Consider the following 13,003-nt stretch of genomic DNA (forward strand, 5'->3'; position numbering starts at 1 on the left):
TTTTTTAAACCCCACCCACACCCCCCCGGGCTTGGGGGGGGGGGGGGTGTGGGGGTTCCCCCCCCCCCCCCCCCCCCGACCCCGAGCGATACGTTTCCGCAGGTCCAGGGGGCCAGCCCCGCCCGGGATCCGACTGCCCTCCCAGTTCCGTGGCCCCGAACGGCTCAACGATCCGGATCTCCGGGACCGGGCCGGCCCCGGCTTGCCGCCCCGGCCGGTCTGCTGGTGGTCGACGAGGCGCACTCCGTCTCCGAGCGGGCTCCTCGCGGTCGACGAGGCGGCGCCGCGTCCCCGGCCGGGCTCCTCATGGCCGACGAAGCGCACCGCATGTCCGACCGGGGCCATGACTTCCACTCCGACCAACGGCGCCTGCGGACCCTGCCGGCCGATCCGCCCGCCGGCGTATCCGTGCCGACGACCGCCGCCGCCGTGAACGCACCGGTGATCGCGGATACGGCGGCGCAGCCGGGCGCCGGCGCGGGTACCGGTGCGCTCGTCCCGCGTGGCCCGCCGGACCGGGAGAGCCTCGGCCCCGACGTCCTTCAACTGCCCGATGCCGCAACCCGGCTGGACACCGGCCGTGGCGGTGCGGCTGCTGTGCCGAAAGGGGTTCAGGGGGTGTTTTCGCTGGTCCTCGCCGTTCAGGCGTGGCAGGAGGCGTCGGCCGGGCTCGGCGTGGGCAGGGATAGCAGAGTCATTCCAGCTGATTCCTGTCGGCTGCGCCGACTGCTCGTTGCCGCCTGCGGATACGCCAGGAAGAATTGGACTCGCTCCCGCACGGTCCTTTCGCGGCCCGGAAGGGCTGTGCCGCGGTGCGCCCTCACTCGACCCTGCCCGCATCGTGGGCGCGTATGCGAAGGGAGGACCGTGACCTCCGGATTCGCCCCGTCCGCAGCCACTTCGATGTCGACGTCTTCGGCATCCGCCGACTCCACCAACCGCCTTGCCAGGATGCTCGAACCGGCCGAGTGGGCAGAAGCGGGCATACCGTTGCTGCGCAACCCGCGCGAGGTTGTCGGCGGCCTGCACGCCCGGCACCGGCCGGCACCGGCAACCGCTGTCGTCGCCGTACTCGACCATGAGGAACGCCTCGCGGCCAGCGCTTCGTTCGCCCGTCGCCCCACGGCCGCGGACGGCTGGGAATTCCGCAACGCGCTGCTGGCGCATCTGCGCCGGGTCATTCCGCACGACCTCCGCCGCCGCACGCCTGTCCGTACCGCGGTACTGCTCTACTGCCGTGAGGGCGACGAGCGTTGGACGGAGGAGGACGGGGCGTGGATGTGGGGTCTGCGGGACGCGTGCACATTGCACGGCCTGCGGTGCGGTGCGTACATCACGCTGACCCGCGGCGGCTGGCAGGTGCTGGGTGAGGGCCGGGGCGGACGTCGGCCCCATTCCGCATCGCAGCCGTCCGCTCTCGCCGAAGCGTCGCTGGAGCCCGATCCGGTCCCCTTGCGTACCGGCGTCGGTGCGGCTCGTGCGCTGCGGCGCACCGCGGCGCGCTGACCCGTGGTCGCGGACCCGGCCGCCCCGTGGGGCAGCCGGGTCACCACGATCCTGTACGGCCTGCGGATCAGACGCCGGCGCCGAGCACTGCGTTGATCCGCTGCGGGTCCCCGCACACGATCAGCAGGGCACCGGCTCGGTCACGCGCACCGGACAGCGCGTCGGCAATGGCGTCACCGCCGTCGCCGTTGACCGCGACGATCACCACGGGACGGGGCTTGAGCCGGTCCATGGCACCGGCACCGGCGAAGAAGACGTCGTCGCCCGCTTCGTACTGCGCCCAGTAGGCGGCCTCGCCGAAGGTGAGTTCGTGCGTGGCCCACGGGTGCTGTTCACCGGTGGTGAGCACCAGGATGTCGCCCGGTGCGCGTCCGGAGTCGAGCAGCAGATCCACTGCTTCGTCGGCGGCCTCGAGTGCGCCGGCGGCCGAGGCGGGGATCAGCTGGATCTGCGGTGCGGAACGATTCTCCGGCCGGGCCGCCTGCGGCTGGCCGGAGGTGGTGTGCGGGCGCTGCGCCGGGGGCGCGGGCCTCGCGGGGCCGGGTCCCGGGCGACCCGGGCGCGGCGTGGCCGCTGAACGCGGACCGGGTACGGGACGGGGGGTCGACGCGGCGCGGCCTGTGGCCGGAGTGGCGCGGGGACCCTGGGCGCTCTCGTGAATCTGAGGCTCCTCGGGGATCAGAGGCATGAGTGGTTGTCTATCAAACGCCGATGCGCAGGGCATCAGCGGGTGGGTACATGTGCGCGATCAGAAGTCGAAGCCGAGTTGGCCCCCGCTTTCCAGTGCAGCCGCCTCGGCGGAGATGCGGATCTTCTTGAGGTGCTGCCACCTGGGCAACGCGTCGAGGTAGGACCAGGAGAGGCGGTGATGGGGCGTGGGCCCCCACTCCTCCAGCGCGGCCCTGTGTACGGGCGACGGGTAGCCGGCGTTGGCGTCGAAGGCGAAGGCGGCGTACTCACCGGTGTCCGCGCCCAGTTCGGCCATCATCGTGTCCCGTCGGACCTTCGCGATCACCGAGGCGGCCGCGACCGCGATACAGGACTGGTCGCCCTTGATCACAGTGCGGACCTGCCAGGGCTCTCCCAGGTAGTCGTGTTTGCCGTCGAGTATCACCGCGTCGGGTCGCACCGGCAGGGCTTCGAGGGCGCGCACGGCGGCAAGGCGCAGTGCGGCCGTCATGCCCAGGTCGTCGATCTCCTGCGCGGAAGCATCTCCGAGACCGAACGCGGTGACCCAGTGCTCCAGCAACGGAGCCAGCTCCGCGCGGCGCTTGGGGCTGATCAGCTTGGAGTCGGTGAGTCCGGCGGGAGGTCTGCGAAGGCCGGTGACGGCCGCGCACACGGTGACCGGTCCCGCCCACGCTCCGCGTCCGACTTCGTCGACACCGGCGACGGTCTTGGCACCAGTGGTCGCGCGCAGTGAGCGCTCGACGGTGTGCGTGGGTGGTTCGTACGGCATGGCGCCTGCCAGCCTACGCCGATGGGTACGCCGACAACACCTCGGGGCGCCCGACGGCCGGCCCGGCCGCACGCCGCACCGCAGAACGGATTGCGGCACGGCCGTGGCTCGCGCCGCTCAGTTTGCTGCGGTACACGCGCACGGCGGGCCGTATGCACGAAGGCGGTGTTCACGAACGGACGCGCCGACGCCGGGAATCCACCACCGAGGATCAGCGGCAGGAGGCGCTCAGCAATGCCGACATCGCATTCGTGAAGCACGCAGCACGGTGCGGAACAGCGGCGATGAGGTCCGTGCCTCGGGTGGGTCCGGCCGGGATCAGTACGGGTCGTAGGGGTCGTACTGCTCGCCTCGGTCACCGTCGCGGTCGCCGCCTCCGCCGCTCGTACGCGCGGCGTCGCAGCTCTGTGCCGGGTCGTTCGCGCTCCGCCTGCTCAGGATGTCCCGGGCCCGCGCCTGGCCCCAGCTGGTGGCGTACCAGGGGGCGTCCGAGGTACGCAGCGACCGTTCGATGTCCTTGAGGGCGCAGGAGCGCAGCGGCTCGGGCAGCGTGTCCAGGGCCGGCACGGCGTCGGCCGAGAGGCCCCGGAGGTAGCCGATGTCGATCGAGCGGTCGGCGCGGTACCGCTGAACGTTCTGCTCCGCGATCAGCCCGTCGGGCGAGATCAGTCCGAACGCGAGCACGGCGACGGCCGCGCTCGCGGCGACGGCGCGTGGCAGCAGGCGGGCGCCGAACGCCCCGGCCGCCGTGATCAGGACGAGCACCACGCCGAGCCAGAGTTCCACCGCGGCCACGGATATGCGCAGTCGTGTCAGACCGTACGCGTCGACGTACAGGTCCATGCGCCTCAGCGCGGACGCCACGACTATGAGGGTGAGCAGGCACAGTGTGCCGAGCACAGCCCGCACGAGAGTGCGGTCGCGCGGACCTCCGCGAGGAGCCCGGCGCAGGGCGATCGCGATCACCAGCAGCGTGAGGAGCGTGGCCCAGAGAAGCTGCCAGAAGCCCTGCCGGGCGTACTGGGCGTAGCTGAGATCGGTCTCGGCCATCACCTTGTCGTATCCGCCGAGCAGCACCGTGAGCTGGACGGCGATGAAGACGGCGAACAGCAGGTTCAGCATGATGAGCGGGAGGGCCCATTCCAGCCGTCCTCGCGCCTTTCCCGGACGGACGGTGATGCCGTCCCACCGCACCGGTGCGGCCGCGCTGTACGCGGCGGCGAGCGCACCGACCAGGCCGATCACGAAGAGGAGCAGGCGCCAGGGGCTGTCGCCCACGGACACGTCGGGGGTCAGGGCGCAGAGCACATCGGCGAAGGCGGCGTCGGCGCTTGCGAACAGTGCGCCGAACACGATGAGCAGGACGACCGCCACCGCGGTGGTACGGAACACGACGCCCAACCGGTCCCGAGAACCTTCCATCCGTTCGCGCACGCCTCGCCCGCCCCACGCCAGACCGTCGGCGACGGAACTGAAGAGGCCCCATGAGCCGAGGAACACTCCGAGCCAGCTGCGACTGCCGTGCAGGGCGAGTGAGCCCAGTGCGACAGCCGACACGACGGCCAGGAAGGTGGGCCATCCGGCGTCCCGAAGCGCGGGAACGGCGAGGAGCGCCAGGCCGCCGACCGCCCAGACGGCTGTCCACGGACGGAGGCGGCGGCCGGCCGCCTGTGCGGCGAAGTGGGCCCCGAGGGCTGCGGGAACCGCGACGATCAGCAGGTTCAGGCCGAGGCCGTCGCCCAGCAGCAGGGAGCTCAGTATCGCGGTGGCCAGGACGGAACAGAGCGTCGCGCTCCGGATGGCGGCGGGCTTGGCAGGGCGCAGTCGCGAGACCGCCGACGCCCGGGGGCCGGCTTGCTGCCAGGGGTTGGGCGGACGGGGTGGTCCGCCCTGTCGCGCGGAGGCCGGGACCTTCGGCGGCCCGGCGGTTGCGCCGGTCTCCGGCGCCTTCGACAACACCGCCTGCCCGGATGTCCCGGCCCGTCCCGACGGCTCGGCCTCCTCGGATCCTTCGGCCCGCTCGGGGACATCCTCCGGCCGAGGTGCTGCTGACGTGTGATCGGACATGGGACCCCTCCCCCACCGGGGTCCTCATGCACCGCCGCCAGCAGCACGGGGGCACCCCGGCGTCTCAATTCGGTGCGCGCCCGTCAGGATGATCACCGAGGGCGGCGTGGCCGAAAGAGTAGCTCCCCCTTGCGCCGGCCCGCCGCGCGAGGAAGGGCTGTGGCAGTACCGTGACAGTCGCGCGGTCCGAGCGACGCGTCGCATTGTCGGCGGCCGTCGTCGCCCTCGCCCTACCGCGGGAGCCAGTCCGGCAGTTCTTCCGTCTGCGCCGACCAGTCCGCGGGCGGTGCGCCCGACCTGTCCCCCGCTACGATCCCGCCGACGATCGCACAGGTCGTGTCGACATCGCCGCCTGCTTGGGCCGTGGTCCAGAAGGCCTGCTCGAAATCGCCGAGGCTTCGCGCCGCCGACCAGAGGGCGAACGGAACGGTGTCATGTGCGCTGGTGCGCCGGCCGTTGCCGAGGACCGCGGCAACCGTCCCGGCATCGCCGTAGTCGAGCATGTCGCGAGCCCGTCGCAGCCCGGCGCCGACCGCGCTGCGCGGTACGAGCGCGATCACACCGTCGAGAAGCTCTGCCGGGGTGGGTGGCCCCGCGGGCGACGCCGCCAGTGAGGCGGCGGCCGCGACCGCCATCGCGCCCACGACCGCCTCGCGATGCTGATGCGTGGGATACGAGGAGATCTCGGCCTGGTGCGTGGCCTGCTCCGGGTCGTCCGCGTACCAGGCGCCGAGCGGCGCGATACGCATCGCCGAGCCGTTGCCCCAGGAGCCCTGCCCGTTGAACAGCGCGGACGCCAGCTCCCGCCAGTCGCCGCCTTCCCGCACGAGTCTGAGCAGCCGGTTCACGGCAGGGCCGTATCCGCGGTCGAAGTCATGGTGGTCGGCGAAGGAACGAGCGAGCGCGTCCTGGTCGATTCGCTCGTGTCGTGCCAGCACGGCCAGCACCGACGAGGCCATCTCGGTGTCGTCCGTCCACTGCCAGGGGCCGGACGGAAGTCCGCGGCGCTTCAGCAACGGATAGTTGGCAGGCACAAAGAACTGGGAGCCCAGTGCGTCCCCCACAGCCAGTCCGCGGAGGCTGGCCAGGGCACGTGCGAAACGTTGGTCGGAAGCAGAGTCAGCGGTTGTCATCGCCCTTCCACTCTATCCGGTGATGCCGTACGGCTCGGGGGTGCGCCAGCGCTCGAAGGGCCGGTCCAGGGTGTAGCGCCCGTCCTCTCCGAGTATCAGCGTCCGGGTCTCCCCGTTGCCCGGATTGGACAGCGATTCGAACTCGGCCACCGACCAGTGAAACCAGCGCATGCAGAACAAACGCATGGTCAGTCCGTGCGTGACCAGCAGAACATTCGGTGGATGGTCGGGGGCTTCGAAGCTCCGGTACAGACTCTCCAGGAAGGCTCCGACCCTGTCGTACACATCGGCCCCGGACTCTCCCTGTGCGAAGCGGTAGAAGAAGTGTCCGTAGGCGTCCCGGTACGCCTTCTGCAGCCTCACGTCGTCCCGGTCCTGCCAGTTCCCCCAGTCCTGCTCCCGCAGCCGCGGCTCCTCCCTCACCCGCACGCACTCAAGGTCCAGCCCGAAGGAGCGGAACGTCTCGTGCGTGCGGCGGTAGGGCGAGACGTAGACGCTGACCCGCTCGCCGTCGAACAGCTCGCGCAGCCGCACACCCGCCTCCCTGGCCTGCCGCAGCCCTGTCGCGGTGAGTCTCAGTGCGTGGTCGGGCTCACGCTCGTACACCGTGTCATCGGTGTTGCCCTCGGACTCCCCGTGCCGGACGAGGACGATGCGTTGCGGTCGTGCCATGTACCGACCCTAAGGGCTGTCCCGTGGACGGGCTGCGGCTCATTCGAGCAGTCGCCCGGACTCCATCCGACGGATGTCGCCCGTGAAGCGGCGGCGCAGCGACCGGTCGTGGGAGACCACGACCAGCGCGCCCTGCCACTGGATCAGCGCTTCTTCCAGCTCCTGCACGAGTCCGAGGGCCAGGTGGTTCGCGGGTTCGTCGAGCAGCAGCAGATCCGCGGGCCTGGCCAGCAGACGGGCGAGGGCGAGCCGTCTGCGCTGCCCCGCGGACAGGGATCCGACCGGAACCTGGAGGTCCCGGGACCGGAACAGTCCGTACGAGAGCAGCAGTTCCGCCTGCTCGTCGTCGGTGAGCGGCAGCCCTCGGCCGAATGTCGCGAGCACACGCTCCGCGGGTCGGTGCGTCGGTATCTCCTGGGCGAGGTAGCCGATTCCGCCCCGCCGGACCACCCGGCCGGCGTCCGGTTCGACCACCCCCGCCATGACACGGAGCAGAGTGGACTTCCCCGCTCCGTTGCCGCCGTGGATCAGCAGTCTGTCGCCCGCCGCCACGGAGAGCCGGTCGACCGCGAGCCGATCACCGACCCGTAGGCCCGTCAGGGACACCAGCTCTCCTCCGGCCGCACCGGCAGTGGGCCGAGCGGTGAAGCGCAGCGGGTCCGGAGGCCTGGGGACGGGCTCCTGCCTCAGCCGCTCCAGGCGCTTGCGGGCCATGCGGATCCGTCCGGAGACCGAGGCCTGGACCCGGCCCGCGGCCCGGTCGTACGCCATCTTGTTGTTGTCCTTGATGGCGCGGCCGGCCGCGACGCCGTGAGCGGTGGTCGCTGCGTACTCCTCCAGTTCCGCCGTCTCCGCGCACCATTGCGCATAGGACTGCTCCCAGCGTTGCCGTGCGGCGGTCTGCTCGGTCCGGAATCCCTCGTACCCACCGCCGTAGCGCACGACCGTCCGGCGGTCCGAGTCGACCTCCAGCACCGCTGTGGTCACGCGCTCCAGGAAGATCCGGTCGTGAGAGACGGCGATCACCGTGCCCGGATGGGACAGCAGGGTGCCCTCAAGCCAGTCGAGGGCGGCTCCGTCCAGGTGATTGGTGGGCTCGTCGAGCAGCATCACCTCGGGGGACGCCGCGATCAGACAGGCGATGCCGAGCCGCGCCTGCTCGCCGCCGGAGAGGCTGCCGAGCTGCCTGGCCGGTCCGATGCGCGCCAGGCCGAGGCCGTGCATCGCCTTGTCGACGCGCGCGTCCGCCTCGTACCCCCCGCGCAGTTCGAACGCCGTGAGCAGGTCTCCGTAGGCGGCGAGCGACGCGGCGTCGGCCGTGCCGAGCTCCGCTTCGGCCGCACGCAATCTCCGCTCCATGGTGCGCAGTTCCGCGAGGGCGTCGTCGATGGCGTCCCGGACCGTGCTGTCCGGCGGCAGTCCGGGGGTCTGGGCCAGCAGCCCCGTGCCGCCGTCGGCCGCCGTGAACGTCTCACCGGAATCCGGTTGTTCGAGGCCGGCGAGCAGGCGGAGCAGAGTCGTCTTCCCCGCACCGTTCTCCCCCACGATGCCGATCCGCTCACCTGGGCGCACGGTCAGTGAGACGTCGTCGAGCAGCAGCCTTTCGCCGCGGGTCACGGTCACGTCGTGCAGTGCGATCTGCGTGGGCACGGGCACCTCCGGACTCGGTCGGCGAACAGGCGGCGGAAACAACAGCGACCGCCGGGAAACCCCGGGGCGAGACAGTCTCGATCCGCCCGGCGGCCACATAAACGCAATCGATGTCGCATTAAGGCGAGTGTGGCACACTGGAACCCACTAACGCAACAGGAGTAGCAATTGACCGGACGAAAAGCCGCCCCGGAGACCACCGTCCCGGCAGCTCCGCTCCCCCCTGGTACCCGCCGCCCCGGAGGCCGTACCGCCCGTACCCGCGCGGCGGTCCGGGATGCCGTCCTCACCGGCCTCGTCGAGCACGGCTACCCGGGCCTCTCCGTCGAATATGTCGCGGAACACTCCGGCATCCACAAAACGACGCTCTACCGCCGCTGGGGAAACCTCGAAGGGCTGGTCGTCGACGCCCTGGACCTGGCCGGCGAGGACAGCTGGACACCGCCCGACACCGGAACCCTGGCAGGAGATCTGCGCGCCCTGGCGCACACGACGGCCGACGCCTTCACCGACCCCGCCACGGCGGCCGCGCCGACCGCGTTCATCGCCGCGGCCTTCCAGGCCCCGCGCGCCGCCGAGGCGCTGAGCGCCTTCTACACGGAGCGGTTCGCCCGTTGCGAGGCGATCGTCGCGCGCGCCGTCGCGCGCGACGAGATCGACCGGCACACGGACGCGGGGGCACTGGTCAGGGCAGTGACCTCACCCTTGTTCTTCAGGCTGTTCATCACCCGCGAGCCCATCGACGGCACGGTGGCCGACCAGGCCGCGGACGCGGCGCTGGCAGCGGCCCGAGCGGGCGTCTTCCACACCCCGCCCACCCCGGCCGGACCCGCCTGATCAGCGACTCGGCCGAACCGCCCCACCCGCCCCGGAGGCCACCCGGCCACCCGACCGGTCACACGGTCCACGACGGCTCGAGCTGCACGACGTCTCCCGTCACCGCCGCCACATCGTCCTCCGTCTGCGCCCGTTGCGTCAGCCGTTCGATGCTGCCCGCCCGGTACTTGCCGCGTTCGGCGCTCGACTGCCACATGGACAGCACGAGGAACTCGTGCCCCGGCGCTTCCCCGAACACCCCCCGCAGCATGCCCGGCGATCCGGCCATCGCCGGGTTCCACACCCTCTCCTGCATCAACGCGAAATGCTCGACCCGGTCCTCGTGCACCTTGCTGTGCGCCACCCTGACGACATCCGCGTCGGTGAAACGCGGCTCGAAGCCGGTCTTCACATCGAACCGGTACTCGAACAGCTTGACCTGCATATTGCTGTACGTACCGGACTGCGCCGTGGCCAGCCGCTCGTGGGCACGCGCCATGAACGAGTCGTAGAAGACGCGGTTCTCCCAGAAGGCGAAGACATGCGCCACTTCCGGACGCCCTCGGCTCCACCCGCCGCCCTGTCCCCTGAACCCCGGCTCACCCAGCAGCCCCGCCCACTCTCGCTGTCCCCGCTCAAAACCTCGACGGTCCACTACGGTGCAACGAATCCACTTGACCAGCACCGCGCCATCGTACGGTGCCGAACGTGGCACGGGTCACCCTCTGATGGAGTACACCCGGTCCGATGGTGGTGAACCGCAGAATGACCACCATGCCCTCGCTGCACACCAACCCTCTGTTCTCCCGGCTCGAATCCGCGGAACGCGTCCTCATCGCCGGAGCCGGCGGCGGCTTCGACATCTATGCGGGACTCCCCATCGCGCTCTCCCTGCTCCACCGGGGCAAGCACGTCCAACTCGCCAATCTGTCGTTCAGCGCCCTCGAAGGCCTGCCCCTCGACGCCTGGCTCGCGCCGGACGTCGCCGCCATCACCCCCGAAACGGCTCTCCACCACGCCTACTTCCCGGAACGCACCCTCGCCCAGTGGCTCGCCCTGCACGGATACCCGAGCACCGTGCACGCCTTCTCCCGCGTGGGCGTGCAACCGCTGCGGGCCGCCTACCGGGCGTTGATCGAGACGTACGACATCGACACGGTCGTCCTGGTCGACGGCGGTACGGACATCCTGATGCGTGGCGACGAGTCCGGGCTCGGCACACCGGAGGAGGACCTGACCAGCGTCGCGGCGCTCGCCGCCATCGACGTACCGGAACGCCTGGTCGTGTCCATCGGCTTCGGCATCGACGCGTATCACGGGGTGAGTCACGGCCTCGTGCTGGAGAACATCGCCGCTCTCGAACGAGACGGTTCCTGCCTCGGCGCGTTCTCCGTGTCCCGTACGACACGCGAAGGCGCCCTCTTCGTCGACGCGGTGGCACACGCGCAGCACCACACCCCCGACCGTCCCAGCATCGTCAACGGGTCGATTGCCGCAGCCGTTCAAGGAGCCTTCGGGGACGTGCAGTTCACCTCGCGCACCCGTGGCGGCGAACTGTTCATCAATCCTCTGATGACGCTCTGTTTCGCCTTCGAACTGGACGGAGTGGCCCGCAACTGCCTCTATCTCGACCGCATCGAACACACCCACCTCATGCGTCAGGTCAGCAGCGCCATCGAGGCATTCCGGGAAGAGGTCCGACAGCGACCGCCACGCCGCATTCCGCACTGAACCGGCAGACCGGCAGTGGCCCGATTCCGTCGCCGACGGCCGAGCCGGTTGGATCCGCGGCCGGTTGCAGACATGATCGGGTGGTATGAACGGCCGACGGTCAGCGGCGAACCAAGGAGGGAAGTCCGATGAGCACGCCCAACAAGGACATCGAGAAGGTCGAAGTCAGGCTCAAATGGGACCCCAGTCCTGCCGGCGCCCCGGCCCACGACCTCGACATCATCGCGGGGACCTACTTCGCGGACGCGCCGTACGGCAGTCCTGCGTATCTCGTGCACTTCGACAGCCGCTCCCCGGACGGCACCATCACGCTCAACCGCGACAGCAGGACCGGCCAGGGCTTCGGGTTCGACGAAGTGATGACACTGGAACTGGACCGGTTGTCGACCACGTACACCCGGGTCGTCGTCGGCGTCGCCATTCAGCAGCGCGACGGCCGCAAGACGTTCGCCGACGTACCGAACACCGGCGTACAGGTCCGGGAGGGCTACACGAATCTGGCGGAGGACGACTTCTCCTCGGTCGGCGCCGCCACCGCCGCGACCGTCGGCGAGTTCGTCCGCGGTGCCTCCGGTGTCTGGGAGTTCCACGGTGCGGTCCGGGGCTTCGACGGCGACCCCGATTCGTTCGCCGGAATGATGGGAAGCCGCCCGCCGGGAGCGTGACGCGCCTCGGGACACGCTCCGCACGGCGGTCGGCCGAGCGCTCCCGGCAGCCGCGCCCGCGGCTCGCACGAAGGGGACCGACCCTCGGCCGGTCCCCTTCGTGCGATCAGCTGATCAACGGGCTACGTCGGCACGCGCGCCGCGTCGGACGGTGTGTCCCCCGCGACGGCGCGCGGTGGCGGTACTGGTGGAGATCGCTTGTTCCTGGCGTGGCGTATTCCTCGCCTCGACCGCGCTTCATGCGCGCCGTCGGGGGCCTGGCCAGGGATAGCCGAGCTGATCAGCAAACTACTTCGAGCCGCCGCAATTCTCGGCGACCTCGCGGGGGTCTTCGGCCGCGAGACGCGCCTCAAGGCGCTCTGCTTGCTCACCCGGGTCGTCTCCGGAGATCGGAAGGGTCATTCTGAACTGAAGCCAGGGACGGTTTTCCCTGATCGCGGAACGGTCGGGATGGAACAGGAAGACGTTGATCCGGTCAGGTTCCCAGTGCCAAGCGGAGACGGCTCCCAGTTCGCATTCCCAGGTCGCCAGCGAGTCGGCACGCTCCCGGAGCCTTTCCTCCAGAAGCCTGGCGACTGTTCGGGCCGGCCACTCCCAGCTGTAGTCCGTCGAGGCCCGGTGGACCTCCACGTCGTACTGATCGAGGTCGAATCGAAACTCTGGGAGATCGACGTCGTCCTTGTCCGGGTTGCGCCAGCCGCTCCAGATCACGTGTTGCCCCTCGCGCCTGATGGTCACGTAGACAGCGCCGCAGCATCCTTCCGTGCACTCGGCCGTGGCAAGCCGAACCTCGCGGGGGGTATCTGTCGCGTGAAGCGGCGCATCCGGCCCCAGGAGATACCGAGGGTCATCCGCCGGGCCCTCATCGAACACTTCGGCCAGGACGTCTCGTCCGTTGATGACCGGTCGGCATTCCACGGAGCCGTGTCGGCCTCCCAGCGGTGGCACGACGATGCGGAGGGACAGCAGATGCGGTTCTGTGGTCATTGGCTGATGGTCTCGAAATCAGTGGCGGTTGTCCCGCGTGTTTCTGCTTGGAAGGAGACGGGCGCCTCCGTCCTGGGGTTCCTTGCCCGAATGCCTCCGCATCCCGTGGGCTCGGGCGGCGAGGAAGTCGGCCCAGGAGGTCTCGGCCAACCCTGACCAGAGGACGGCGGTGTTGGGGTGGAGGCCGAGGATGCCGGCAAGGAACGGTGCGGGCAGGTTACCGGCGAGCCCGACCAGGGTCGCGTTCCGGGCAGGCCGGGTGTCGATGCCGTGGAGCAGGAGTTTCGAGCTGAGGCCGGTCTGAGAGGTGCAGACCG

At 70.4% G+C, this 13,003-nt stretch carries 12 protein-coding genes; 4 read left to right on the forward strand and 8 right to left on the reverse strand.

Features of this window, described 5'->3' with window-relative positions:
- The first annotated feature begins 867 nt into the window (after window positions 1-867).
- Window positions 868-1,506 carry a hypothetical protein gene (locus ACFVT1_RS33000; protein ID WP_389802189.1) on the forward strand — a complete coding sequence of 213 codons (639 nt, stop codon included), beginning with the start codon at window positions 868-870 and terminating at the stop codon, window positions 1,504-1,506.
- Window positions 1,507-1,573: 67 nt separating this feature from the next.
- Here ACFVT1_RS33000 and ACFVT1_RS33005 read toward each other — a convergent pair whose 3' ends face one another.
- The 6 genes from ACFVT1_RS33005 to ACFVT1_RS33030 all read right to left on the reverse strand — a co-directional run bounded on the left by ACFVT1_RS33005 (window position 1,574) and on the right by ACFVT1_RS33030 (window position 8,487).
- Window positions 1,574-2,194 (reverse strand): hypothetical protein, encoded by a 621-nt coding sequence (locus ACFVT1_RS33005; protein ID WP_389802192.1) that lies wholly within the window; start codon window positions 2,192-2,194, stop codon window positions 1,574-1,576.
- Window positions 2,195-2,254: 60 nt separating this feature from the next.
- Window positions 2,255-2,965: a ribonuclease HII gene (locus ACFVT1_RS33010; protein ID WP_389802195.1), complete on the reverse strand. Its 711-nt coding sequence runs from the start codon at window positions 2,963-2,965 to the stop codon at window positions 2,255-2,257.
- A gap of 318 nt (window positions 2,966-3,283) precedes the next feature.
- Entirely contained in the window at window positions 3,284-5,032 is a 1,749-nt protein-coding gene (locus ACFVT1_RS33015) for a DUF4153 domain-containing protein (RefSeq protein WP_389802198.1), read from the reverse strand.
- A gap of 230 nt (window positions 5,033-5,262) precedes the next feature.
- Window positions 5,263-6,165: an ADP-ribosylglycohydrolase family protein gene (locus ACFVT1_RS33020; RefSeq protein ID WP_389802200.1), complete on the reverse strand. Its 903-nt coding sequence runs from the start codon at window positions 6,163-6,165 to the stop codon at window positions 5,263-5,265.
- Window positions 6,166-6,177: 12 nt separating this feature from the next.
- Window positions 6,178-6,837 carry a histidine phosphatase family protein gene (locus ACFVT1_RS33025; RefSeq protein ID WP_389802203.1) on the reverse strand — a complete coding sequence of 220 codons (660 nt, stop codon included), beginning with the start codon at window positions 6,835-6,837 and terminating at the stop codon, window positions 6,178-6,180.
- A gap of 39 nt (window positions 6,838-6,876) precedes the next feature.
- The gene (locus tag ACFVT1_RS33030; RefSeq protein ID WP_389802206.1) at window positions 6,877-8,487 is read right to left on the reverse strand and encodes an ABC-F family ATP-binding cassette domain-containing protein; all 1,611 of its coding nucleotides are present in this window, start codon (window positions 8,485-8,487) and stop codon (window positions 6,877-6,879) included.
- Between the two features lie 168 nt (window positions 8,488-8,655).
- On the opposite strand from ACFVT1_RS33030, the gene ACFVT1_RS33035 reads away from it, so the two are divergent.
- The gene (locus ACFVT1_RS33035; RefSeq protein WP_389802209.1) at window positions 8,656-9,324 is read left to right on the forward strand and encodes a TetR/AcrR family transcriptional regulator C-terminal ligand-binding domain-containing protein; all 669 of its coding nucleotides are present in this window, start codon (window positions 8,656-8,658) and stop codon (window positions 9,322-9,324) included.
- 58 nt (window positions 9,325-9,382) lie between these two features.
- Here ACFVT1_RS33035 and ACFVT1_RS33040 read toward each other — a convergent pair whose 3' ends face one another.
- Window positions 9,383-9,988, reverse strand: a complete 606-nt coding sequence (locus ACFVT1_RS33040) for a YdbC family protein (protein WP_389802212.1) — start codon at window positions 9,986-9,988, stop codon at window positions 9,383-9,385.
- 89 nt (window positions 9,989-10,077) lie between these two features.
- On the opposite strand from ACFVT1_RS33040, the gene ACFVT1_RS33045 reads away from it, so the two are divergent.
- Entirely contained in the window at window positions 10,078-11,034 is a 957-nt protein-coding gene (locus tag ACFVT1_RS33045; RefSeq protein ID WP_389802345.1) for a DUF1152 domain-containing protein, read from the forward strand.
- A 128-nt stretch (window positions 11,035-11,162) separates the two neighbouring features.
- Entirely contained in the window at window positions 11,163-11,699 is a 537-nt protein-coding gene (locus tag ACFVT1_RS33050) for a TerD family protein (protein WP_389802215.1), read from the forward strand.
- A gap of 288 nt (window positions 11,700-11,987) precedes the next feature.
- On the opposite strand, the gene ACFVT1_RS33055 is transcribed toward ACFVT1_RS33050, so the two are convergent.
- Complete coding sequence (locus ACFVT1_RS33055; RefSeq protein WP_389802218.1) at window positions 11,988-12,686, reverse strand: hypothetical protein; 699 nt, start codon at window positions 12,684-12,686, stop codon at window positions 11,988-11,990.
- Window positions 12,687-13,003 lie beyond the last annotated feature (317 nt).

The organism is Streptomyces sp. NPDC057963 (assembly GCF_042887155.1).
GTDB lineage: Bacteria > Actinomycetota > Actinomycetes > Streptomycetales > Streptomycetaceae > Streptomyces.

Bases quoted from the DNA above. Each gene is read 5' to 3' on its own strand.
- ACFVT1_RS33005 (WP_389802192.1), bottom strand. From the start codon at position 2,194: ATGCCTCTGATCCCCGAGGAGCCTCAGATTCACGAGAGCGCCCAGGGT.
- ACFVT1_RS33010 (WP_389802195.1), bottom strand. From the start codon at position 2,965: ATGCCGTACGAACCACCCACGCACACCGTCGAGCGCTCACTGCGCGCG.
- ACFVT1_RS33015 (WP_389802198.1), bottom strand. From the start codon at position 5,032: ATGTCCGATCACACGTCAGCAGCACCTCGGCCGGAGGATGTCCCCGAG.
- ACFVT1_RS33020 (WP_389802200.1), bottom strand. From the start codon at position 6,165: ATGACAACCGCTGACTCTGCTTCCGACCAACGTTTCGCACGTGCCCTG.
- ACFVT1_RS33025 (WP_389802203.1), bottom strand. From the start codon at position 6,837: ATGGCACGACCGCAACGCATCGTCCTCGTCCGGCACGGGGAGTCCGAG.
- ACFVT1_RS33045 (WP_389802345.1), top strand. From the start codon at position 10,078: ATGCCCTCGCTGCACACCAACCCTCTGTTCTCCCGGCTCGAATCCGCG.
- ACFVT1_RS33050 (WP_389802215.1), top strand. From the start codon at position 11,163: ATGAGCACGCCCAACAAGGACATCGAGAAGGTCGAAGTCAGGCTCAAA.
- ACFVT1_RS33055 (WP_389802218.1), bottom strand. From the start codon at position 12,686: ATGACCACAGAACCGCATCTGCTGTCCCTCCGCATCGTCGTGCCACCG.